24 protein-coding genes are annotated in these 20998 nt (G+C 67.8%); 12 read left to right on the top strand and 12 right to left on the bottom strand.

Annotated features, from left to right (window positions below; translation table 11 throughout):
• The first annotated feature begins 4 nt into the window (after window positions 1-4).
• The 6 genes from SY26_RS12255 to SY26_RS12280 all read left to right on the top strand — a co-directional run bounded on the left by SY26_RS12255 (window position 5) and on the right by SY26_RS12280 (window position 7048).
• Complete coding sequence (locus SY26_RS12255; RefSeq protein WP_046000718.1) at window positions 5-1219, top strand: phenylacetate--CoA ligase family protein; 1215 nt, start codon at window positions 5-7, stop codon at window positions 1217-1219.
• A 79-nt stretch (window positions 1220-1298) separates the two neighbouring features.
• Entirely contained in the window at window positions 1299-2075 is a 777-nt protein-coding gene (locus SY26_RS12260; protein ID WP_046000719.1) for a flagellar motor protein MotB, read from the top strand.
• Window positions 2076-2151: 76 nt separating this feature from the next.
• Window positions 2152-3450: a flagellar hook protein FlgE gene (locus SY26_RS12265; RefSeq protein ID WP_046000720.1), complete on the top strand. Its 1299-nt coding sequence runs from the start codon at window positions 2152-2154 to the stop codon at window positions 3448-3450.
• 36 nt (window positions 3451-3486) lie between these two features.
• Window positions 3487-4932, top strand: a complete 1446-nt coding sequence (gene flgK / locus SY26_RS12270) for a flagellar hook-associated protein FlgK (protein ID WP_046000721.1) — start codon at window positions 3487-3489, stop codon at window positions 4930-4932.
• Window positions 4933-4934: 2 nt separating this feature from the next.
• On the top strand, window positions 4935-5948 hold the full coding sequence (locus tag SY26_RS12275; protein WP_046000722.1) for a hypothetical protein: 1014 nt from the start codon (window positions 4935-4937) through the stop codon (window positions 5946-5948).
• Entirely contained in the window at window positions 5945-7048 is a 1104-nt protein-coding gene (locus SY26_RS12280; RefSeq protein ID WP_045980982.1) for a flagellar basal body P-ring protein FlgI, read from the top strand. Before SY26_RS12275 ends, SY26_RS12280 begins: the two co-directional genes overlap by 4 nt.
• Window positions 7049-7051: 3 nt before the next feature.
• Here the strand turns inward: SY26_RS12280 and SY26_RS12285 are convergent, their stop codons facing one another.
• From SY26_RS12285 to SY26_RS12330, 10 genes are all read right to left on the bottom strand, one after another.
• The gene (locus SY26_RS12285; protein ID WP_052715259.1) at window positions 7052-7978 is read right to left on the bottom strand and encodes a glycosyltransferase; all 927 of its coding nucleotides are present in this window, start codon (window positions 7976-7978) and stop codon (window positions 7052-7054) included.
• 85 nt (window positions 7979-8063) lie between these two features.
• A complete protein-coding gene (locus SY26_RS21155; protein WP_052715260.1) occupies window positions 8064-8630 on the bottom strand; it encodes a hypothetical protein in 567 nt (188 codons plus the stop codon).
• A gap of 10 nt (window positions 8631-8640) precedes the next feature.
• On the bottom strand, window positions 8641-9366 hold the full coding sequence (gene flgH / locus SY26_RS12295; protein ID WP_046000723.1) for a flagellar basal body L-ring protein FlgH: 726 nt from the start codon (window positions 9364-9366) through the stop codon (window positions 8641-8643).
• A gap of 11 nt (window positions 9367-9377) precedes the next feature.
• The gene (gene flgA, locus SY26_RS12300) at window positions 9378-9791 is read right to left on the bottom strand and encodes a flagellar basal body P-ring formation chaperone FlgA (RefSeq protein ID WP_045980980.1); all 414 of its coding nucleotides are present in this window, start codon (window positions 9789-9791) and stop codon (window positions 9378-9380) included.
• Window positions 9791-10576, bottom strand: a complete 786-nt coding sequence (gene flgG / locus SY26_RS12305) for a flagellar basal-body rod protein FlgG (protein ID WP_045980979.1) — start codon at window positions 10574-10576, stop codon at window positions 9791-9793. The genes flgA and flgG overlap by 1 nt, the downstream gene beginning before the upstream one ends.
• Before the next feature lie 9 nt (window positions 10577-10585).
• Complete coding sequence (locus SY26_RS12310; protein WP_045980978.1) at window positions 10586-11302, bottom strand: flagellar hook-basal body complex protein; 717 nt, start codon at window positions 11300-11302, stop codon at window positions 10586-10588.
• Between the two features lies 1 nt (window position 11303).
• Window positions 11304-11570, bottom strand: coding sequence for a flagellar biosynthetic protein FliQ (locus tag SY26_RS12315; protein WP_042250834.1), 267 nt, complete (start codon window positions 11568-11570; stop codon window positions 11304-11306).
• A gap of 15 nt (window positions 11571-11585) precedes the next feature.
• Window positions 11586-11870, bottom strand: coding sequence for a flagellar hook-basal body complex protein FliE (locus SY26_RS12320; RefSeq protein WP_046000724.1), 285 nt, complete (start codon window positions 11868-11870; stop codon window positions 11586-11588).
• A 12-nt stretch (window positions 11871-11882) separates the two neighbouring features.
• Window positions 11883-12275 carry a flagellar basal body rod protein FlgC gene (gene flgC, locus SY26_RS12325; protein WP_046000725.1) on the bottom strand — a complete coding sequence of 131 codons (393 nt, stop codon included), beginning with the start codon at window positions 12273-12275 and terminating at the stop codon, window positions 11883-11885.
• Window positions 12276-12287: 12 nt separating this feature from the next.
• Window positions 12288-12677, bottom strand: coding sequence for a FlgB family protein (locus SY26_RS12330; RefSeq protein WP_045980975.1), 390 nt, complete (start codon window positions 12675-12677; stop codon window positions 12288-12290).
• Between the two features lie 99 nt (window positions 12678-12776).
• Here SY26_RS12330 and SY26_RS12335 point away from each other — a divergent pair, with 99 nt between their 5' ends.
• Together SY26_RS12335 and SY26_RS12340 are read left to right on the top strand one after the other, a co-directional pair.
• The gene (locus SY26_RS12335) at window positions 12777-14099 is read left to right on the top strand and encodes a FliI/YscN family ATPase (RefSeq protein WP_046000726.1); all 1323 of its coding nucleotides are present in this window, start codon (window positions 12777-12779) and stop codon (window positions 14097-14099) included.
• A 113-nt stretch (window positions 14100-14212) separates the two neighbouring features.
• Window positions 14213-14944: a Crp/Fnr family transcriptional regulator gene (locus SY26_RS12340; RefSeq protein WP_045980973.1), complete on the top strand. Its 732-nt coding sequence runs from the start codon at window positions 14213-14215 to the stop codon at window positions 14942-14944.
• Window positions 14945-14948: 4 nt separating this feature from the next.
• On the opposite strand, the gene SY26_RS12345 is transcribed toward SY26_RS12340, so the two are convergent.
• The gene (locus tag SY26_RS12345) at window positions 14949-15770 is read right to left on the bottom strand and encodes an extensin family protein (protein ID WP_046000727.1); all 822 of its coding nucleotides are present in this window, start codon (window positions 15768-15770) and stop codon (window positions 14949-14951) included.
• A complete protein-coding gene (locus tag SY26_RS12350; RefSeq protein ID WP_064503559.1) occupies window positions 15767-17110 on the bottom strand; it encodes a L,D-transpeptidase in 1344 nt (447 codons plus the stop codon). The genes SY26_RS12345 and SY26_RS12350 overlap by 4 nt, the downstream gene beginning before the upstream one ends.
• Before the next feature lie 144 nt (window positions 17111-17254).
• Here SY26_RS12350 and SY26_RS12355 point away from each other — a divergent pair, with 144 nt between their 5' ends.
• From SY26_RS12355 to SY26_RS12370, 4 genes are read left to right on the top strand one after another with little or no spacing between them, the layout of a single operon-like run.
• Window positions 17255-18313, top strand: a complete 1059-nt coding sequence (locus SY26_RS12355) for a C4-dicarboxylate TRAP transporter substrate-binding protein (RefSeq protein ID WP_046000728.1) — start codon at window positions 17255-17257, stop codon at window positions 18311-18313.
• 4 nt (window positions 18314-18317) lie between these two features.
• Window positions 18318-18824, top strand: coding sequence for a TRAP transporter small permease (locus SY26_RS12360; protein WP_045980970.1), 507 nt, complete (start codon window positions 18318-18320; stop codon window positions 18822-18824).
• The gene (locus tag SY26_RS12365) at window positions 18824-20152 is read left to right on the top strand and encodes a TRAP transporter large permease (RefSeq protein ID WP_046000729.1); all 1329 of its coding nucleotides are present in this window, start codon (window positions 18824-18826) and stop codon (window positions 20150-20152) included. The genes SY26_RS12360 and SY26_RS12365 overlap by 1 nt, the downstream gene beginning before the upstream one ends.
• Window positions 20152-20985 carry an IclR family transcriptional regulator gene (locus tag SY26_RS12370; RefSeq protein ID WP_045980968.1) on the top strand — a complete coding sequence of 278 codons (834 nt, stop codon included), beginning with the start codon at window positions 20152-20154 and terminating at the stop codon, window positions 20983-20985. The genes SY26_RS12365 and SY26_RS12370 overlap by 1 nt, the downstream gene beginning before the upstream one ends.
• Window positions 20986-20998: the final 13 nt, after the last annotated feature.

A 20998-nucleotide genomic window follows, 5' to 3' on the forward strand; every position in this document is an offset into this window, starting at 1 on the left:
CATCATGGGATATTACGACGATCTGGAAACGCGCGACGAGGGTCAGCGCGCCGAGGCGCTGGCCCAGGCCCTGCCGCTGGCGCTGAGCCGCGCCAAGCTGGCCCCCGCGATGGCGCGCCTTCTGCGCGACGTGGAGCCGGAGGTGGTGACCGACCGCGCCGCGCTGGCCCGCCTGCCGGTGATCCGCAAGGCCGAGCTGTCCGAGGCGCAGCGCAAGCAGCCCCCCTTCGGCGGCTATACCACCCGCCCCGCCGCGCAGTTCGACCACATCTTTCAAAGCCCCGGCCCGATCTATGAACCCGGTCGGCGCGACGGCGACTGGTGGCGGCTTGGCCGCTTCCTGCATGCCGCGGGCGTGGGGCAGGGAGACATCGTCCAGAACTGCTTCGGCTATCACCTGACGCCTGCCGGGATGATGTTCGAATCGGGCGCGCGGGCCGTCGATGCGGCGGTCCTGCCTGCCGGCACCGGGCAGACAGAACTGCAGGTGCGCGCGGCCGTCGACATCGGCACGACCTGCTATGCCGGCACGCCCGATTTCCTCAAGGTGATCCTGGACCGTGCCGACGAGATGGGCGAGGTGCTGTCCTTCACCAAGGCCGTGGTGGGCGGCGGCGCGCTGTTTCCGTCGCTGCGCCAGATGTATGCCGACCGGGGGATCGTCACGCGGCAATGCTATGCCACCGCCGACCTGGGCAACATCGCCTATGAGAGCGAGGCGATGGAGGGAATGATCGTGGACGAGGGCGTGATCGTCGAGATCGTGCGCCCCGGCACCGGCGATCCGGTTCCCGACGGCGAGGTCGGCGAAGTGCTGGTGACCACGCTGAATCCGGATTATCCGCTGGTTCGTTTCGCGACGGGTGACCTGTCTGCGGTCCTTGCAGGCACCAGTCCTTGTGGTCGCACTAACATGCGCATCAAGGGGTGGATGGGGCGCGCCGATCAGACGACCAAGATCAAGGGCATGTTCGTGCGCCCGGAACAGGTGGCGGCCCTAGTCGCGCGCCATGCGGACGTGTCCCGCGCCCGCGTGATCGCCGATCGTCGCGGAGAGATGGACGTGATGACCGTCCAGCTGGAAACTGCGGGTCATGGGGGCGACTATGCCGCATCGGTCATGGACACGCTGAAGCTGCGTGGCGACATCGAACTGGTGGCACCGGGCAGCCTGCCCAATGATGGCAAGGTCATCGAGGATCGCCGCAGCTATGAATAGGACGCATTTGATCCGTTAACTTGATCGAAACCTTTGCCCCGGCGACAAGGATGCCTGACCGGAACGAAGGATAGACATCATGGCTGCGGGCAAGGGGCTGAACGGGCCGTCCATCATCATCAAGCGCGTCGAGGCGTCGTCCGACGGCGGCCACCACGGTGGCGCCTGGAAGGTCGCCTATGCGGATTTCGTGACCGCGATGATGGCGTTCTTCCTGCTGATGTGGCTGCTGAACGCCACCACCGAGGAGCAGAAGACCGGTCTGGCCGACTACTTCGCACCGACGGTGATCCAGACGCCGAACGCCACCACCAGCGGCGGCGGTGACGGGACCGAGGACGGCGTCCGTCACGCGGTCGAGGCGCCGCTGCCCGACAGCGACAGTGCAGGCGACTTCGAGGAGGTCGCCCGCGCTGTCCAGGACAGCCTGACCGGCACGGGCGCCGAATCATCCCAGCTGACCAACCTGCTGCAGCATGTCGTGACCCGCATGACCGACGAAGGGCTGGTGATCGAGCTGGGCGATCTGACCGATGCGCCGCTGTTCGTCGAGGACACTGCCCAGCCCCAGCCCGCCCTGTCCGAACTGATGGGAATCATCGCGCGGGTCATCCGGCATGTCAGGAACGATGTGGCGATCTCGGGCCATGTGCGCGCCTATCCCGAAACCCTGGTCGCGTCGCCGGTCTGGCCGCTGTCGGATGCCCGGGCGCATACGGTGCGCAACCTGCTGGAACAGCAGGGTTTCGACGGCAAGCGCGTGCAGCGGGTCAGCGGCTATGCGGACCGCAAGAACCGGCAGGGCAACCCGATGGACCCGCTGAACAACCGGATAGAGCTGATTTTACTCAGGTAGCCGTCCCGGTTAGCCTTATCTTAAGCGTTCACGGGCAGGGTGACGGACAAGACCGAAATCAGAAGGGTGTCTGTCCATGTCCATCTCCTCTGCGATGAATGCCGGCGTGTCCGGCCTTGCCGCGAACTCGTCGCGGCTGGGAACCATCTCGGACAATATCGCGAACGCATCGACCTTCGGGTACAAGCGTGTCGAGACCGACTTCAATGCGCTGGTCGTGGGGCAGGGGGCGGGCCTTTACACCGCAGGCGGCGTTCGCGCGTCGACGACGCGATCGGTGTCGCAGGACGGTGCGATCGTGACCACGTCGAATGCGCTGGATCTTGCGATGACCGGGCGGGGCATGCTGCCCGTGACGACCCTGAACGATGCAACCGGTGGGGGGACGCCGTCGCTGATGATGACGCGGACCGGTGCGTTCCGTCCCGATGCTGGCGGCTTGCTGCGCACCGAAAGCGGGCTGGTGCTGATGGGCTGGCCCACGGCCGCGGACGGCAGCATGCCGCTTGTCGCGCGCGACACATCGGCCGCACTGCAGCCGATCCGCATCGAATCGAACCGCCCCGTCGGGGATCCGACGACGCAGGTGTCGCTTGGCGCCAACCTGCCCGCGACAGAGACCCTGCCCACCGGCTCGGGCGACCCGCTGCCTCTGCGCGTCGAGTATTTCGGCAACCTGGGAACCTCGGAATCGCTGGACATCACCTTCACGCCCGACACCAGCGATCCAACCGGCATGTCGAACACCTGGACGGTCAGCATCAGCGACAGTGCCAGTGATCCCGCGACCAACCCGATCTCCACCTTCCAGGTGACGTTCGACGACAGCCAGGGGGCGGGCGGCGCACTGCTGAACGTCGTCGGCGGCGGCTATGATCCGGCAACCGGGGCGATCCCGCTGACCGTCGGGGGCGGCAACATAGAGCTTTCCATCGGCGTGCCGGGCGGGGCCTCGGGCCTGAAGCAGCTGGCGGCCAGCTTCTCTCCGTCGAACGTGGTCAAGAACGGCTCTCCAGTGGGGCAGCTGGTCGCGGTCGAGGTTGACCCGCAGGGCTATGTCAAGGCGACCTACGACACCGGTTTCGTCAAGGCGCTGTACAAGATCCCCGTCATCGAGGTCCCAAATCCCAACGGCCTGGTGGCGGTCGAAGGGCAGGCCTTCAAGACATCGCCCGATTCCGGCGGTTTCTTCCTGTGGGATGCGGGTGACGGGCCGACGGGCGCCATCGCCGGCTATGCCCGCGAGGCGTCGACCACCGACATCGCGCAGGAACTGACGCATCTGATCACCACGCAGCGCGCCTATTCGTCGAACGCCAAGATCATCCAGACGGTCGACGAGATGCTGCAGGAAACCACGAACATCAAGCGCTGATCCGTCCCGCAGGGGATCGGGTGAAGGAGGCCGGACATGAGCATTGCCAAGGCGATATCGAACGCGATGTCGGGGCTGACCGCCACCGCGCGCGGCACCGAGACGGTGGCGTCGAACATCGCCAACGTCATGACGCCCGGTTATGCCCGGCGCGACATGGTGGTGTCCGCCCAACTGCACGGCGGGGGCGTGCGCATCGACGGCATCACTAGGATCGTCAATTCCAGCCTGCTCTCCGAATCGCGCCTGGCGGCCTCGTCCGTCGGTGACGGCGCCGCACGCGCGTCGTTTCACCGGTCGATGGAAAAGGTCATCGGTCTTCCCGGAGAGGCGCATTCCCTGTCGGGTGCGCTGACCGATTTCCAGGCCGCGCTCAGCAGTGCGGCGACGCGGCCCGATGACGAGATCCGCCTGTCGCAGGTCGTCAGCACGGCCTCGACATTGGCAGACCGGCTGAACGCGGCGTCGACCGCGGTGCAGGGTGCGCGCAGCGCCGCGCAGCATGGCATCGCGTCCGACGTGGCGACGGTAAATGCCTCGCTGGAGCGGGTGGCCTATCTGAATGCGCGCATCTCCATCCTGGATTCGGACGGCAAGGATGCGACGCCCTTGATGGACGAACGCCAGCAGGTGATCGACCGCATCGCAAGCATCATTCCCATCCAGGAGGTCGCGCGCGACTCGGGCAAGGTCGCCCTGTTCAGCGCCGAGGGGGCGGTGCTGCTGGATGGCAGCGTGCCGGCCCGGCTGGGATTTTCAGGCGCAGATCAGGTGACCGCGGGTCAGGTCGTTGGCGCACCCCTGGAACTGCTGACCCTGAACGGGACGCCGGTCACCGCGGCGCAGATGCGCCTGTTCGGCGGCGGGTCCTTGGCCGCCAACTTCCAGATTCGCGATCAGTTGGCCCCGCAGATGCAGTCGGAACTGGACGACATGGCCTTTGACCTGCACCAGCGTTTGGTCGATCCCGCCGTCGATCCGTCCCTCGGGGCTGCCGATGCCGGGCTGTTCACCGACGGCGGTGCGCGCGCGACCGCGGCGACGGTCGTGGGCCTGTCCGGTCGGATCGCGCTGAATGCGACGGTCGATCCGGGACAGGGGGGCCAGCTGTGGCGCCTGAGGTCGGGCCTGCAGGCTGCGAACGGCGAACCGACAGGCCAATCCGCGATCCTTTCGGCGCTGGTCCAGGCGCTGGACGCCTCGCGCCCTGCGCAGGCGGGCAGCGGCTTCGAGGGGAACGGCACGCTGACCGCCCGGTTCGGGTCGGTCGAGTCGCGGGTGTCGACGCGGCGCGTCGAGGCCGAGGCCGACCTGACCATCCGCAGCAGCCGCCAGTCGACCATCGCCTCCAGCCTGATGGCCGAGGGCGTGGACAGCGACGCCGAGATGCAACGCCTGCTGCAATACGAACAGTCCTATGCCGCCAATGCCCGCGTGCTGGTCGCCGTGGACGAGATGATCAACCAGATCCTGAGGATGTAGCCGTGACCCTGAACAGTATCGGTGACCAAGCCCGCGCCTATGCGCTGCAGGTCGCCTCGAACCGGATCAAGACGACCCTGTCCACCCTGACCCAAGAGGTCGCGTCCGGGCAGGTCGCGGATGTGGGCCAGCGCGTTGGCGGCAACACCCGCGCCCTGAACGAGATCGAAGGCCGCATCCAGTTGGCCGGGCAGTTGCGCCAGAACGGTCAGGATGCGGGCATCCGGCTGCAGGCGGTGCAGGACATGTTCGACGCCGTCCGGTTCAGCACGACGGAGCTGGGCCTGGCCCTGGCCACCGACCCGTTCAACGATCAGGCCCTGCTGGGGACGCGGTCGACAGAAGTGGCCAATGCGTTCGATTCGGTGATCCAGAGGCTGAACGGCACGAACAGCAACCGGTACCTTCTGTCCGGAGAGGCGTCAGACGTGGCCCCCCTGTCGGACGCGACCAGCATCCTGGATAGCCTGCAGGCCATCGTCGCGCCACTGACCACAGCCGCAGACGTCGCGCAGGCGGTGTCCGACTGGTTCGACGCTCCGGCCGGGGGGGGCGGGTTTCTGGACACGGCCTATCACGGGACCCTTGGCCAGCCGCAGCGGATCACCGTCGGAGAAGGCGTTTCGGTCGAGATGCAGACGACCGGTGCGTCCGGCCCGGTGCGCGACCTGCTGAAGGGCTTGGCGACCGCAGCCATCCTGGACCGCGGTATCCTGGCGGGCAACGTGGCCGAGCGGAGGGAGCTGTTGTCCACGGGCGGCACCCTGATGGTCGCCGCGGACAGCGCCGTTCTGGGAGAGATGGGGCGTGTGGGCCTTGCCCAGCAGACCGTCGAGCGCGCGCAGGTCACCGGGACCTCGACCCTTAACACGCTGGAACGGGCCCGCGGCGACATTCGCAGCGCCGACCCGTTCGAGACGGCAGCAGCCCTGACCGAAGTGCAAAGCCAACTGGAATCGCTCTATGCGGTCCAGGCGCGGCTGGCGAACCTCAAACTGGTGGATTTCCTGCGATGAAGACGGTTCTGCAAGCACTGATCCTGTGGATGGCCGTGGCGACCTCGGCCCTGGCTGTACCCGTGCGCATCAAGGATCTGGCAGATTTCGACGGCGTACGGGGCAACGATTTGGTCGGCTATGGGCTTGTCGTCGGCTTGGACGGGTCGGGCGACGGCATGCGCAATGCCCCCTTCACCGAAGAGATGCTGGCCGGCCTGCTGGAACGGCTTGGGGTGAACGTCACCGACGACGCCCTGAGGTCCAAGAACGTGGCGGCGGTGATCGTGACGGCCACCCTGCCGCCCTTTGCGCGGTCGGGCAGCAGGATCGACGTGAGCGTCTCTGCGATCGGCGACGCGAAAAGCCTGCTGGGCGGTACGCTGGTGATGACCCCGCTGAAGGCCGCGGATGGCAACATCTATGCCGTGGCCCAGGGATCGATCATCGCGGGCGGGGTCGCGGCGCAGGGCGACGCGGCCCGCGTGGTCGAGGGCGTGCCCACCACCGGCAGCATCCCGGTCGGCGCCCGGGTCGAGCGCGAGGTAGAGTTCGATTTCGCCGGCATCGACGACATCCGCATCGCGTTGCGCAATGCCGATTTCACCACCGCCACGCGGGTCGAGGACGCGATCAACCGTGATTTCAACCGTCAACTGGCCGTGACGCTGGACAGCGGCACGGTCGTCGTGAACTTCCGCGGCCTGGGCGACGTGAACCCCGCCCGCGTCGTCGGCCGGATCGAGAACCTGCTGATCGAACCCGAAGACCGGGCCAAGGTCGTGATCGACCACAAGTCCGGGACGATCGTGGTGGGCGAACGCGTGCGCATTTCCCGGGTGGCGGTGTCGCAGGGCAACCTGACCCTGCGCGTGGCCGAGGCGCCGCTGGTATCCCAGCCCAACCCGTTTGCCGCTGGAGAGACCGTGACCGTACCACGCACTGCCGTCGACGTGAACCAGGAACCCGGCATTGGCTTTGTCGAAGTGGCCGGAGAGACCAACCTGTCGGATCTGGTCGACGGTCTGAATGCCTTGGGGGTGCGGCCCCGCGACATGATCGACATCCTGAAATCGATCCATTCGGCAGGTGCCCTGCACGCGGACCTGATCGTCGAATAGCGATCAGGCGCGCAGGGCGCCGGTCAGCGCCGACAGCGCAAGAGCCGCCGTCCCGGGCCGCGTCTGCCGATAAAATCCGCCACGCCGCATGGCCATTATGGCCTGCGGCCCGGTGCTGTCCAGCATCCGGCCCAGATGCGCCAGCGTCGCGCGGCTGTCGGACGGAAGATCCAGGGGCAACAGGCTGGCGCGGTTGGCCCGAAGCCAGCCGCCGAACTGCCCCGCCATCAGCTTGCGCAGCCGCGCAGCCAGCGCAGGCAGGGTATCGTTGCGCCCGACTTCGGATCGGGCATGCTGACGGTACAGCAACCCGGGTTCCGGGTCGTGGATCAGCGTCGCGCCGTGGCCCGCGCTGACCTGATAGGCCCACCAGTCATGAGAGATCACTCCCGCCTGCATCGCATGCGGCGCGGCGTGCTGCAGCAGCGCCACGGCGTACCGGTTGAACACCGAGGTGTTGCCCGCCATGCAGGCCTGGACCAGCGCGTTGCGGAAGCCCAAGGGACGAAGGAACCGGCGCGATGGTGCCAAGGGGCGCAGGTCCGCATCGGTGATGATGGTCCGGGCGGCGTAATGGGCGGGTCCGGCCAACCCCTGCAGGGCGGACACTGCGCGGGCCAGCTTGTGCGGCAGCCACTGGTCGTCCTGATCGCAGAACGCGGCCGATGCATCGGGGGGCACGTGATCCAGCAGCGACAGGAAGTTCCGCGTGGCGCCCGCGCGCGGTCCGTCGACCAGCCGCACCTGTCCTGCGGGCCGATCCGCCGCGAACCGTTCGACGATCTGCCGGGTTTCATCGGTCGACCCATCATCGGATACGATCAGCGACCAATCCGCATGCGTCTGTGCCGCGATGCTGTCCAGCTGCGTGCCCAGGTGCGGCGCGCCCTGCCAGGTCGCCATCAGGATCACCACGTGATGCGCGTGCAACGGCCCCTCCGGAAAAGCAGACACCCGAAGCGGTCGCTCCGGGTGTCTGCGGTTCTGGCCCGAAGGCGCGGCAAGGGCAAGCAGGTCAGCCCGGTTGGCGGGCGATATCCTCGATCAGGACGGCGGTGACGGGGGCATCCGTCGCGGCCTTGGCGGCCTGCAGCAGACCCTCGCGCAGGGTGACAAGGTTGCGATCCGCGGTGAAATTGCCGTCGAAACCGCCGGTATTGGCGTGGATCATCAGCTGGCGCAGCAGGGCGTCGCGCAGGATGTGCTCTTTCTTCGACAGCGCCTGGAGGTTGGCCCCGTCGGTCTGCAGGGTCACCGTCAGGATCATCACGTCGCGCAGGTCGCCCTGACGCATCAAGGGCACGAAGAACTGGGTCGGGAACTGGAAATAGGCGGCCTCGGTGGGGTCACCCCCGCCACCATGATCGCCGCCCCCGTGGTCTCCGCCCCCGTGATCGTCGCCGCCATGATCCTCGCCCCCGCCGTGGCCGTCATCGGCGGGGGCCGCGCCGTCATCGTCCGCGGCTGCGGCCTCGGTTGTGGGATCGGCCGGTGATGCGGGGGCGCGCAGCATGTCGCCACCGAATGCGCCGCCGACCAGGGCCAGCACGGGCAGGGCAATGGGAATGATTTTCTTGATCACGGGAACACCTTCAATAGGGCAGGACGATGTCGGCGATCTGCTGGCCATAGCGCGGCTGCTGCACATCGGTGATCTGGCCGCGGCCGCCATAGCTGATGCGCGCACCGGCGATGCGGTCATAGGCGATCTCGTTGCTGCGATCGATGTCGGCGGGCCGTACGAAGCCGCTGACGGTCAGTTCGCGCAATTCGAAGTTCACGCGGACCTCTTGCGTGCCCTGGATCTGCAGCGTGCCGTTGGGCAGCGTGTCCACGACCGTCGCCGCAACCCGCAACGTCAGCTGATCGCGCCGCGAGATGTTGCCGTTGCCGCGATAGGATGACGACGACGACGCGTCGGCTAGGTTGTCGAAGCTGGCACCTTCGGGCAGCTTCTCGCCAAGGCGCTGGGGGATGCCGACCATCTGCGGGATCGACAGGCTCTCGCTGCTGGAGCGGTTGCGGCCGCTGCTGTTGCTTATCGTCGCCTCGTCGTCGATCTCGATCACGACGGTCAGGATGTCGCCGCGGATGGCCGCGCGACGGTCGCTGATCAACGAAGACTGGGTGCCGGCCCACAGCGAGGCCGCGGCCTCGGGGCGGCCCGAATCCAGCGGCAGGTTCAGGGGCGGATTGGTCATCGCCAGGAATTCCTCGGTCTCGCGGGGCGAGGTCAGTTCGGGCGGCTGGCCGATATTGGCGGCGCGCGAACAGCCCGCGGCGGCAAGGGCCAGGCACAGCAGATAGGCGGGTTTCATCGTCGTTCCTCTCAATTGGTGACGGCCAGCGTGCCGTCCGGCATCACCTGGGCGGTGACCGTGCTGCGCGAGCCCATGTTCATGACGCGGATCAGTTCTCCGGCGGCGCCGTCCGACATGGCGCGTCCCTCGGTGTCGATCTGCAGGGCGCCCCGCTGAAAGCGCAGGCGCACGATCTGATTGCGGCCGATCACGCGGGGCGCCTGCAGCATGTTGGCGTGCAGCGGCCGGCCTTCGTAGATGGTGATGCGGGTCTGCATCCCGATCGCAGCGGACGGGTCTGTCAGGCCGGGCCGGTCGCTGTCGATCACCGTCAGGTCGCCCGCCGCGATCACGTGCCCGACCGGCAGGGTGTGCGCCGCGCCCAGGGCGCCTGCGAAGGCCGCCCCCGGCAGCAGCGCCAGCATCACGATCAGCGCCCGCATCACCGCACCTGCGTCGTGGCGCCGAGCATCTGGTCGGCAGCGGTGATGACCTTGGCGTTCAGCTCATAGCCGCGCTGCGCCTTGATCAGGTCGGTGATCTCGCGCACCGCATCGACCGAGCTTTCCTCCAGATAGCCCTGGCGCAGGGTGCCCAGGCCGTCCTGGCCGGGATTCACGACCTGCGGGCCGCCCGAGGCTGCGGTCTCGATGAACAGGTTGGACCCGATCGCCTCGAGGCCCTTCTCGTTTGCGAAACCGGCCAGGGTCAGCTGGCCCAGCAGCTCGGCATCGACCCGGTCGGCGAAGTAGGCATAGACCTCTCCGCCGGCATTGATGGTGATGGCGCGGGCATCCTCGGGGATGGTGATGTCGGGGACGACCGGATAGCCGTCCGAGGTCACGATCTGCCCCTCGGGCGAGCGCTTCAGCCCGCCGTCGCGGGTATACCCCGAGACCCCGGACGGCAGCGTCACCTCAAGATAACCATCGCCCTCGATGGCCAGGTCCAGGTCGCCGCCCGTCTGCGTCAGCGCGCCCTGCTGCAGGTTCACGCTGACCGCTGTCGGGCGCACGCCAAGGCCCAGCTGGACCCCGGCGGGGATCACCGTTCCGTCGGCGGCGGTGACGCTGCCCGGACGGGCGGCCTGCTGGTAGTGCAGGTCCGCGAACTCGGCACGGCGGGCGTTGTAGCCGGTCGTGGACATGTTCGCGAGGTTGTTCGAGATGACCTCGACGCGGGTCTGCTGCGCGCTCATGCCGGAGGCGGCGATCTGCAGGGCTCTCATGGTGGCTCCTTATCGGGTCATGGCGGTGATCGCGCCGCGGATCCGCTGATCCTCGCGATCCAGGAAGGTCTGGCCCAGCTCGTAGGCGCGCTGGACCTCGATCATGCGGGTGATCTCGAAGATCGGGTCGACGTTGCTGTCCTCCAGGAAGCCTTGGCGGATGCGGCCCTCCTCGACCAGCTGCGGCTCGCCCTCGACGGCGAAGCCGGTGCCGCTCTGGCGGGTCAGGTCGGTGCCTTCGGGCGGGGTGAACAGGCCGATGCGGCCAAAGGGCAGGCCGTTCGACGACAGCGTGCCGTCGGCACCGATGGCCACCGCATTGGCGCCGGCAGGCAGGATGATCGGCGCCTGACCCTCGTCCAGCAGACGGTGGCCGTCGGCGGTCATCAGTTCCCCCTCGGCCGAGGGGATGAAGGCGCCCGCGCGGGTCAGGCGTAGCCCGTCGGGCGCCTCGACCAGAAAGAACCCCTCGCCCTCGATGGCCAGGTCCATGCTGTTGTTGGTCTGCGTCAGCCCGCCCTGCTGCAGGTCCAGCAGGCGGCCGCGGGCGTGGGCCATCGAGAGCGTGTCGCCCTGCCGGTCCAGCGCGGACAGGTGTTCGGCAAAGATCACCCCCTCGCGCCGGTAACCGGTGGTGTTCGCGTTGGCGATGTTGTTGGCCACGACGCGCATTTCGGCCATCAGGCCGGATTGCCGCGACAGGCTGGCATAGATTGCGTTGTCCATCTCAGCTGCCCGCGATCATGGGGATGATTTCGCCCAGGTAGAAATCCGCCAGGGCGGTGGTCATGAAGCTCATCGAGACCCAGAAGACGACCAGCATCAGCCCCACCTTGGGCACGAAGGTCAGCGTCATCTCCTGGACCGAGGTCAGCGCCTGGAACAGGCCGATCACCACCCCCGCGATCAGCGCGACCCCCAGAAGCGGGGCCGAGATCCGGACCGAGATCAGCAGCGCCTGGCGCAGCATGTCGAAAAGGACCGTCTCTCCCATCACGACGTTCCTTCCCTACACCGGCATCCGCAGGATTTCCTGGTACGCCTCGACGACCTTGTCGCGGATCGCCACGACGGTGTTTATGGTCAGCTCGGCCTCGGCGATGGTCTGGACCAGCTGCTGGGTGCTGGTCTGGCCGGTCATGGCGCCGGTGGCGACCTGGTCGACCTGGGCCATCTGGGCGGCGAAATCCTCGGCGGCCTGGCCCACGCGGGCCAGGGCCTCCGATCCCTGCTGGGGGGCGACGGCCGTGCGGGCGGCGGAATAGGCGTTGGCGGCGTTCAATCCGGAAATCATGGGTCGGCCTTTCTAGCGGCGAAGAAGATCAAGAAGCGATCCGTTCATCTGACGGGTCTGTTCGAACATGCGCAGGTTGGCCTCGTAGCTGCGGCCCGCCTCGCGGGCGTCGGCCAGCTCGATCACCAGATCGACGTTGGATCCGTCGTAATAGCCGTCCTGGTCGGCCATCGGATGCGCGGGGTCGTGGATGCGCGGCAGCGCCGACTGGTCCAGCTGCATGCGGCCGGCTTGGACCTCGCCCGTCGTGCGGCCGAAACGGACGGCCTCCTCGAAGGTCACCAGCTTGCGGCGATAGCCGGGCGTGTCGGCGTTCGCGATGTTCTCGGACGTGTGGCGTAGGCGTTCGGTCTGCGCACGCATCCCCGACGCTGCCATGCGCAGCGGTGAAATCTGATCGGTCATGGTGGTGGTTCCTTACCTGCGTCCCAGACTGGACCGCAGCAGGTCCAGCCCCGAGCGATAGATGGTCAGCGAGCGGTCATGGCTGCTCTTGACCTCGGCGGCGCGGACCATCTCCTCCTCCAGCGACACAGAGTTGCCGTTCGGAGAGACGGGGCCCGCGACCTCGATCACCCGCGCCCCGCCGGGCGACCATTGCGGCGCATCCAGGTGGCGGGCGTTCGACACGCGCAGCGTGCCGCCCTCCTCGGCCTGCCGATAGGTCTCGGCAAAGGGCTGCAGGTCGTGGGCCCGGAAACCGGGCGTGTCCGCATTGGCGATGTTGCGCGCCACCTCGATGTGGCGGGCCTGCGTGTGCTGGCCCATCGCGCGGGCCATCCGCAGCATTTCGATCTTCTCAAACATGAGGCTTCTCCTCAATCTCGATAAACCCGGTCTTAACCCCAATTGGTTTAGAAACCGTTTCAGCCGCCGGATTTTCGACACGCGGCGAAAGGAGACCGGATGGACAAGCTTGAATCGATCGCGCGCCGGCTGTCGCAGCTGCGCCTGGCCACGCATTACGGTCGCGTGCAGTCTATCCGCGCTGGCCTGATCGCCGCCGAAGGGCTGAACGGGCGCGCATCGGTCGGCGACCGGGTGCGAATCGCCCTGCAATCGGGCGATCTGGGCGGAGAGATCGTGGGCCTGTCGCCCCGCGCCGCCCAGATCCTGCCCGAGGGCCCGATCGAGGGGCTGTCGGTCGGCGCCCAGGTGCAGCTGGACTTCGCGCCGCGAATCGCCCCCTGCGATGCCTGGATCGGCCGGATCATCGACCCGTTGGGGCAGCCGCTGGACGGTCGCCCGCTGACCCAGGGCCTGACGCGCCGCAGCTTTCGGACCGAAGCGCCGCCTGCCGCCACGCGCAAGCGCCTTGGGGCGCGGCTGGCCACCGGAATGGCGGTCTTCGACACGCTGCTGCCCATCGTCGCGGGACAGCGGATCGGCCTGTTCGCGGGGTCGGGGGTGGGAAAATCCACGCTGCTGTCGCAGATGGCACGCGGGGTACAGGCCGATGTCGTGGTGATCGCCATGATCGGCGAACGCGGTCGCGAGCTGCGCGAATTCGTCGAAAAGACGATGGGTCCGGAGGGCATGGCCCGTGCGGTGATCGTCGCGGCGACCTCGGATCAGTCGCCGCTGATCCGGCGGCGCTGTGCCTGGGCAGCGATGGCCGTGGCCGAGCATTTTCGCGACCAGGGCCGCCACGTCCTGTTCCTGGCCGATTCGATCACCCGCTTTGCCGAGGCGCACCGCGAGATCGCCCTGGCCGCGGGCGAGCCGCCCAGCTATCGCGGCTTTCCTCCGTCGGTGTCGAACCTGATCATGGCGCTGGCGGAACGCGCAGGCCCCGGCCCGGAAGGGTCGGGCGACATCACCGGCATTTTCAGCGTGCTGGTCGCGGGATCGGACATGGAGGAGCCGGTGGCCGACATCCTGCGCGGGACGCTGGACGGCCATGTCGTGCTGGACCGCACCATCGCGGAACGGGGCCGCTTTCCGGCGGTCGACGTGGTGCGGTCGGTGTCACGGTCGCTGCCCGACGCCGCCAGCGCGGTCGAGAACGCCGCCATCGGGCGGGCCCGCGCGGCGCTTGGCGCCTATGCCGAATCGGAACTGATGATCCGCGCGGGCCTCTATGCGCCCGGTTCGGACGCCAAGCTGGACGAGGCGGTGCGATTGTACCCCCAGCTGGACGAATTCGTGACGCGACGCTGCCCCGGCATCGCGGACAGCTTTGCCGCGTTGGAGGCCGCGCTGCGCCTGCCCATGCGCGCGCGCGCGTGAAACCAAGCGGCGCCGCGTTGCGTTGGCTTAATCAATGTTAGAACGCATGGGGGGACCATTGCGTCCAGAATCCCGATTTGCAACTGTCCGGCTGCCTTAGAAGGAGGGGCGGAATGGCGATTACCGAGTATTTTATCCGCTTCCTTCAACGACGTGACAGTTTGCCCGAACGCGATCTGGCCCGTCTTCGCGCCCTGCGCACCCAGCATGTCAGCTTCGCCTCCGGAGAGGTGATCGTCCCCGTCGACCGGGTCGCAAAACGCAGCTGCATGATGCTGCGCGGCATGTCGGCGCGTTCGCACCGCCTGGTCGGCCGACCCGACGAACGGGTGATCACCGCCCTGCACGTGCCGGGCGATTTCGTCGATCTGCACGGATTCGTTCTGGCCGGGCTGGAACATTCCGTCGTCGCTGTCGGTCCCGCCGAGGTCGAGTTCGTCGATCACGACGAACTGGTCGAGATCACCGAGAACTTTCCGCACCTGACGCGCCTCTTGTGGATGGCGACGCTGATCGACGCGGCGGTGCACCGGCAATGGCTGGTCGCGGCGGCCTCGCTGCGCTCGAGCGCGCATCTGGCCCACCTGCTGTGCGAGGTCTATACCCGCCTGAACGCCGTCGGCGCCGCGGCCGACCATCAGTTCTCTCTGCCTTTGCTGCAACGCGAACTGGCGGATATCCTGGGATATTCACCCATTCATGTGAACCGGGCCGTGCGCGATCTGCGTGATCGCGGCCTGCTGCGCTGGTCGGGGGCCGATGTGTCGATCCTGGACTGGAAGGGCCTGGCGATGCTGGCCCGGTTCGACCCGACCTATCTGGACATGGAGCGTCAGAGCCGCTGAGGTATCATTCGCACAGCCGCCAGCCGCCGTTCCGGGCCGCCATGTCCAGATGCAGGTGGTCGTCATGCGCGGCGTTCGATCCCGGTCCCAGAACGGTGGTGAACAGCAGGCATCCGGTTCCCTGCGCTGCCTTCTGAAAGCTTTCGGCGGCATCACCGTCGCCTTGGCGCGGCTGCACCAGCACGGGATCGCCATCGTCGAAGCGAAAGCCCATCACGTCGATCGCATTGCCATAGCCGTGTTCTGATGGTTTCGGGTCGGCCTCTCCGGTCCCCACGCGGTCGCGGCAGGAATAGGCTGGTCCGGTCTCCAGCGCGGTCAGGCGCGGCGTTTCGGGCAGAAGCCCCGCAGCAGGCTGCAGGAAATCCCGCGTCCACAAGGCCAGCGACAGCGCGGCCGCACAGCGCATCACCGGCTCGCCCGACAGGGCGACGTCGGGCAGGATGCGGCTGACCTGCAGCGGACGGGCGATGCCGCAGTCGCGGTTGTCCGGGTCGGTCACGGGGGGCTGGGGGCGGAATTGCGCGCCCATCACCGACAGCGCCAGTCGGCAGGCGTCATATTCCGCGTCCGTCTCGGCCAAGGTGAACCAGACCGGCGGGGGAGGCGGGCCAAAGGGCTGCGCTGCAGGTTCGTCCGGTACCGATTCGCTGATCGCATCAGGGACCGGGTCCGGCGCTGGCGCCGGTTCCGCAGCTTCGGGCTTTTCGGGCGGGCGGTCGGCGGTCTGGGCGGTGTCAGGCTCTGCCTCAGGGGTGCGCTCCTGCGCCAGGGCGGGGACCACCGCCAGCGTCAACGCGATGATCGTCCCCGCGGCGCGGATCATGGCTGCGACTCTTCCAAGGGCGGGACGACGAACCCTTCGGGCAGCGCGCCGCTGAGGGCATCGCTGAGCGGATCAGGGGGCACGGGCGCTGTGGCATCCGGCGCGGCGGGGATGGCCGCCGGATCCGTGGCCGCAGGGGCCATCGGCGTCGGGGCAGTGGGGGTCGGGGCTGCAGCTGCCGGGGTCGTCGGGGCGACGGTGGCAGGCGCCTGAGGATCGGGCAGCGACAGCGGCTGCGCGGGATCTGGCGTCGTGATCTGGTCGGTCGTGCCTTCGGGCAGCGCGATTTCGGCCACGGGCGGGCTGACCGCGGTGCCGCTGCCGGTCACGTCGGCGATGGTGACCCCGGCATCCAGGAACTGGACCTCGGTGCCGCCGATGGTGACCATGCCGGCCAGCTCCTCGGCATCCCAGTTGGTCAGGCGCACGCAGCCCATCGACTGGTTCGCGAACAGCTGCGACGGGGTGGGCGTGCCGTGGATGCCGTAGGTGGGCTTGGTCAGCCCGATCCAGACGGTGCCCACCGGCCCGTTCGGCCCCGGCGGGATGACCAGCGGACTGTCGTTGCCTTCCTGGCGGAAATTGACGTTGGGATTATAGGTATAGTTCGGGTTGATCGCCACGGTCCGCACGTTGTGCGCCCCCTGCGGCGAGGGGGTGGCGCTGCTGCCGATGGTTGCCGGGTAATCCACGACCATCTGGCCGCGGGCGTTGTATCCGGCGACGCGGCGGTTGTCCTTGTCGATGATGATCCGCGTGACCTGGCCGCGCAGGCGGGGATTCGGCGCCATCACCTGGATGGTCGCGCCGGGTACCAGGGCCACGCCGGGGTTCAGGAACTCGATGAACTTCTCGTCCATGTGGAACCGCTCGCCCAGGCGTTCGGCGACGCTGGTATGGGCCATGGCGGGCATCAGCGCCTTTTCCGCGTAATCCGTGGGGATCGACGCGGCCAGCCCGGCGGCGTCCTCGGCGGTGACGACATAGGTCTGGGTGACGGGGCGCGTCGCGAAGGACTGCAGCAGGTTCCAGACATGCGGGTCCATCACGCCGTCCTGGGGCAGGCCCGTGCGGCGTTCGAACGCCTTGATCGCGCTCTGGCTCATCCCGCCCTTGAACCCGTCGATGACGCCCGGAGAGGTTCCGGACCGATCCAGCAGCAGCTGCACCTTGGCGGTCAGGGCCGACCGGCCCCGGGGCAGATCGCTGCCGTCATACTGTGCGGCCTCGATCTCGGCGGCGGTGAAGGGCAGGTCCTGGGTCTGGGCCGCGGCGGGCCAGGCCCAGCCCAGGGACAGGCCAAGGGCCAGCAGCAGCGATCGGACGGGGTGGGGCGTCATGGGAAGCTCCGATGGTGAAGGCGCAACATCCGGCATCAGGCGGAAAACCGCCAGATAGCGCAGTGGTCACAATCAGGTCAATTCAAGGTTGCGTTCCCAGTGCGGAATGGCAGCCTGCTAAGTGGAACTGGGAGGAGTTTTATCATGACCACACCGTCGTATCGCACGGCGCTGATGGCTGCCGGCCTGACCGCAGCCCTTGCCGCCCCCGCCATGTCGCAGACCACGCTGATCTATGGCGAGCCCGGTCCCAACCGCGGCGCGCGCGCCGAGGCGACGCAGTGGTTCGCCGATCAGGTGGCCGAACAGTCGGGCGGCGACCTGACGCTGGACATCACCTGGGGCGGGGCGCTCTTTTCGGAAAAGGCCGCCGTCCAGTCCCTGCGCGACGGCGTGGCCGACCTGGGCAGCGTCATCGGCGTCTATTTCCCCCAGGACATGGTGGCCTACGGCATCGCCGACCTGCCGCTGGACAATCCCGATCCGTGGGTGGGCATGAAGGCCACCGACGCGCTGATGCGCAACAACGAGCAGATCAAGGCCAACCTGGCCGCGCAGAACCTGGTCTATGTGGGCACCTACACCACCTCTGCGGTGCAGATGGGCTGCAAGGGGCCGGCGGTGACCTCGGTCGACCAGCTGGCGGGCAAGAAGGTGCGTGGCGTCGGCGCCTATGGCCAGACCTTCCGCGACCTGGGCGCGACCCTGGTCGACATGAGCGTCTACGAGGCCTATCAGGGCATGGAGAACGGCCTGTTGGACTGCACCCAGACCTATTCCTACCTGGTCGCGGCACTGAAGTTCGACGAGGTCTTCGACAGCTACACCTTCATCGACTGGGGCCAGGTCGGCGCGCTTGGCATCGTCATGAACAAGTCGATGTTCGATTCGCTGTCCCCAGAGCAGCAGCAGGTCATCATGACCGCGGGCGAGGGGCTGGCCGACGAATTCGGCCGCATCATCGAACAGGCGAACGCCGAATCGATCAAGATCCTGGAGGATGCCGGCAAGGAGATCGTCAGCTTCTCGGACGAGGATCGCGCGCGGCTGACCGAGGCGGGCCAGCCCTACCTGGACGAATGGGTCGCACGGGCGGATGCCGCGGGCCTGGACGGACAGGCGCTGCTGGACGAATACCGCGGGCTGATCGCGCAATACACGCAGGAGCTGGAAACGCAGGGTTATCCCTGGGAGCGCGGCTGATCCCATGCGCGTGATCGAACGGACACTTCTGGACCTGGCCGTCCTGGCGCTGATCGCGCTGGGGCTGGTGATCTTTGCCAACGTCGCGATGCGTGCGTTCTGGGGAACCAGCGTGCCCGATGCGATCATCCTGGTCCGCGAACTGATGGTCGCGGCCATCCTGCTGCCCATGGCGGCGGCGACGGCGGCGCGCAGCCACGTCGCCGTCACCTTCCTGTCGGACCGCATGCCGCCGCGCCTGCGCGCGACCCTGATCGTGCTGGGCCATGTCGTTGGCCTTCTGGCGCTGATGCCGCTGATCTATGCGTCCTGGCGGGTGGCCGGTCAGGCCTTCGCCTCGGGCGAGTTCTACTATGGCGACCTGAACCTGCCGCGCTGGCCGGGCGTGGCGCTGTTCATGGCCGGGCTGCTGCTGATGTGGGTGCGGCTGGCTATGCTGCTGGTGGGTGACCTGCGGCAGCTGCGCCACGGCGACGTGATCCTGGATGCCGACGGAAACGAGGTGAACTGATGGACCCGATGACGATCGGCCTTGTCGCGATGGCGGCGGTTCTGGTGCTGCTGGCGATGCGCGTGCCCATCGCGTTCGCCCTGGCGGGCGTGGCCAGCGTCGGCACGTTCCTGGTCTATGCCACGCGCACCGGCGCGTGGATGCCGGACCGGGCGCTGAACCCCACCAGTTCGGTGGTCTTCTCGAATTTCTTCGACCTGGTCCATTCCTACGATCTGTCGATGGTGCCGCTGTTCGTGGCCCTGGGCAACATCGCGTTCTATGCCGGCATCACCACGCGCATCTATGACGCGGCGGCGGTCTGGCTGCGGCCGGTGCGGGGCGGCGTGGCCATGGCATCGGTGCTGGGATGCGGCGGGTTCTCGGCCATCTCGGGGTCGTCGATCGCCTGCGCCTCGACAATGGGACGCATCTGCGTCCCCGAGATGCTGCGCATGGGCTATGACCCCAAGCTGGCCACCGCATCGGTGGCGGTGGGCGGCACCCTGGGGTCGCTGATCCCGCCATCCGTGCTGTTCATCCTGTATGGCATCTTCACCGAGACATCGATCGCGCAGCTGTTTCTAGCGGGCATCCTGCCGGGCATCCTTTCGCTGGCCGGCATGCTGCTGGTCATCGCCTGGTGGGTGAACCGCGACCCGGACGCGGCCCCCCGCGGCGAACGCGGCGATGCCAGCCGGACCGATGCGGCCATCGCGGCCTGGCCCGCGCTGCTGCTGTTCGTGGTCATCGTCGGCGGTATCTATGGCGGCATGTTCACCGCGACCGAGGCCGCGGCCGTCAGCGTCGTGCTGACCACGATCATCGGCTTTGCCCAACGCCGCCTGACGATGGGCGTGATGTGGCGCGCGGTCCGCGAAAGCCTGGTGCAGACCGCGGCGATCTTCCTGATCGCGGGCGCCGCCAAGATCTTCGTCAGCTTCGTCGCGCTGACGGGCATGGCGGGGGCGGTTGTGGGCATGGTGTCGGACGCCGAACTGTCGCTGGCCATGCTGATGCTGGTCGTCGTGGTGATCTATCTGGTGCTGGGAATGTTCCTGGACCCGATCGGGATCATGGTCCTGACGCTGCCCTTCATGGTGCCGCTGATCGAGGGCTACGGCCTGAACCTGATCTGGTTCGGCGTCATCGTCGTCAAGCTGCTGGAGATCGGGCTGATCACGCCGCCCGTGGGCCTGAACGTCTTCGTGGTCAGCAACGTCACCAAGTCGGTGGGGATCGACAAGATCTTTGCCGGCGTCACGCGGTTCCTGGCCGTGGACATGCTGGTCCTGCTGCTGCTGATCCTGTTCCCCATCCTGTCGCTGCTGATTCCGGGGTCCATGTGATGACCCCGGCCCCGGACACGCGCCCCGATTATGAGGACGACCGCAACTTTGCCACCGCGCTGGCGCGCGGGCTGTCGGTGCTGCGGGCGTTCCGGACCGATGACGACGGGCTGAGCAACGCGCAGATCGCGGAACGCACCGGCCTGCCGAAATCGACCGTGTCGCGGCTGACCTACACGCTTGGCTGCCTGGGCTACCTGACGCAGCCGCAGCGCAACGACCGCTATCGTCCCGGCCCGACGCTGCTGGCGATGGGGCATGTGGCGGCGGCATCGCTGGCCTTCCTGGATTCGGCGCAGGGCATGATGCAGGCCCTGGCCGACCAGACCGGCACGCTGGTCCTGTTCGCGGTGCGCGACCGCGACAAGGTCGCCCTGATGCGCACCTGGCGGCCGCAGCGCGCGGCGTCGATCTGGCTGGAGGTGGGCCACCGCCTGCCCATCGCCGGATCGTCGTCGGGCCTGGCCCTGCTGGGCGCCACCACGCGCGAGGAATTCGCGGGCCTGCTGGCCGATCATCCCGAACCGCCGCTGGACGGCGGCACGCTGGAGGATCTGCGGCTGGAGGCGCGCGGCCAACTGATCGCCAAGGGCTATACCGTGGTGCGCCAGGGGCTGCGCTATTCGTCCAACATCTCGGCGGTGTCGGTGCCGTTCCGGTCGGCGCGGCTGGCCGGCCCGGTGATGTTCTCCTGCGGGGCGCTGGACGACGTGCTGCCCGACGACCGCATCCATGCCCATGTCGGCCCCGTGCTGCGCGAAACGGTCGCCCGCCTGCAACGGCTGGTCGGTGCCGACGGTGTGCCCGCCTGGCCCGGCAGCCCGAATGACTGAGAGGTTTTCCCAG

Source organism: Paracoccus sp. 228 (assembly GCF_000967825.1).
Classification (GTDB): Bacteria; Pseudomonadota; Alphaproteobacteria; order Rhodobacterales; family Rhodobacteraceae; genus Paracoccus; species Paracoccus marcusii.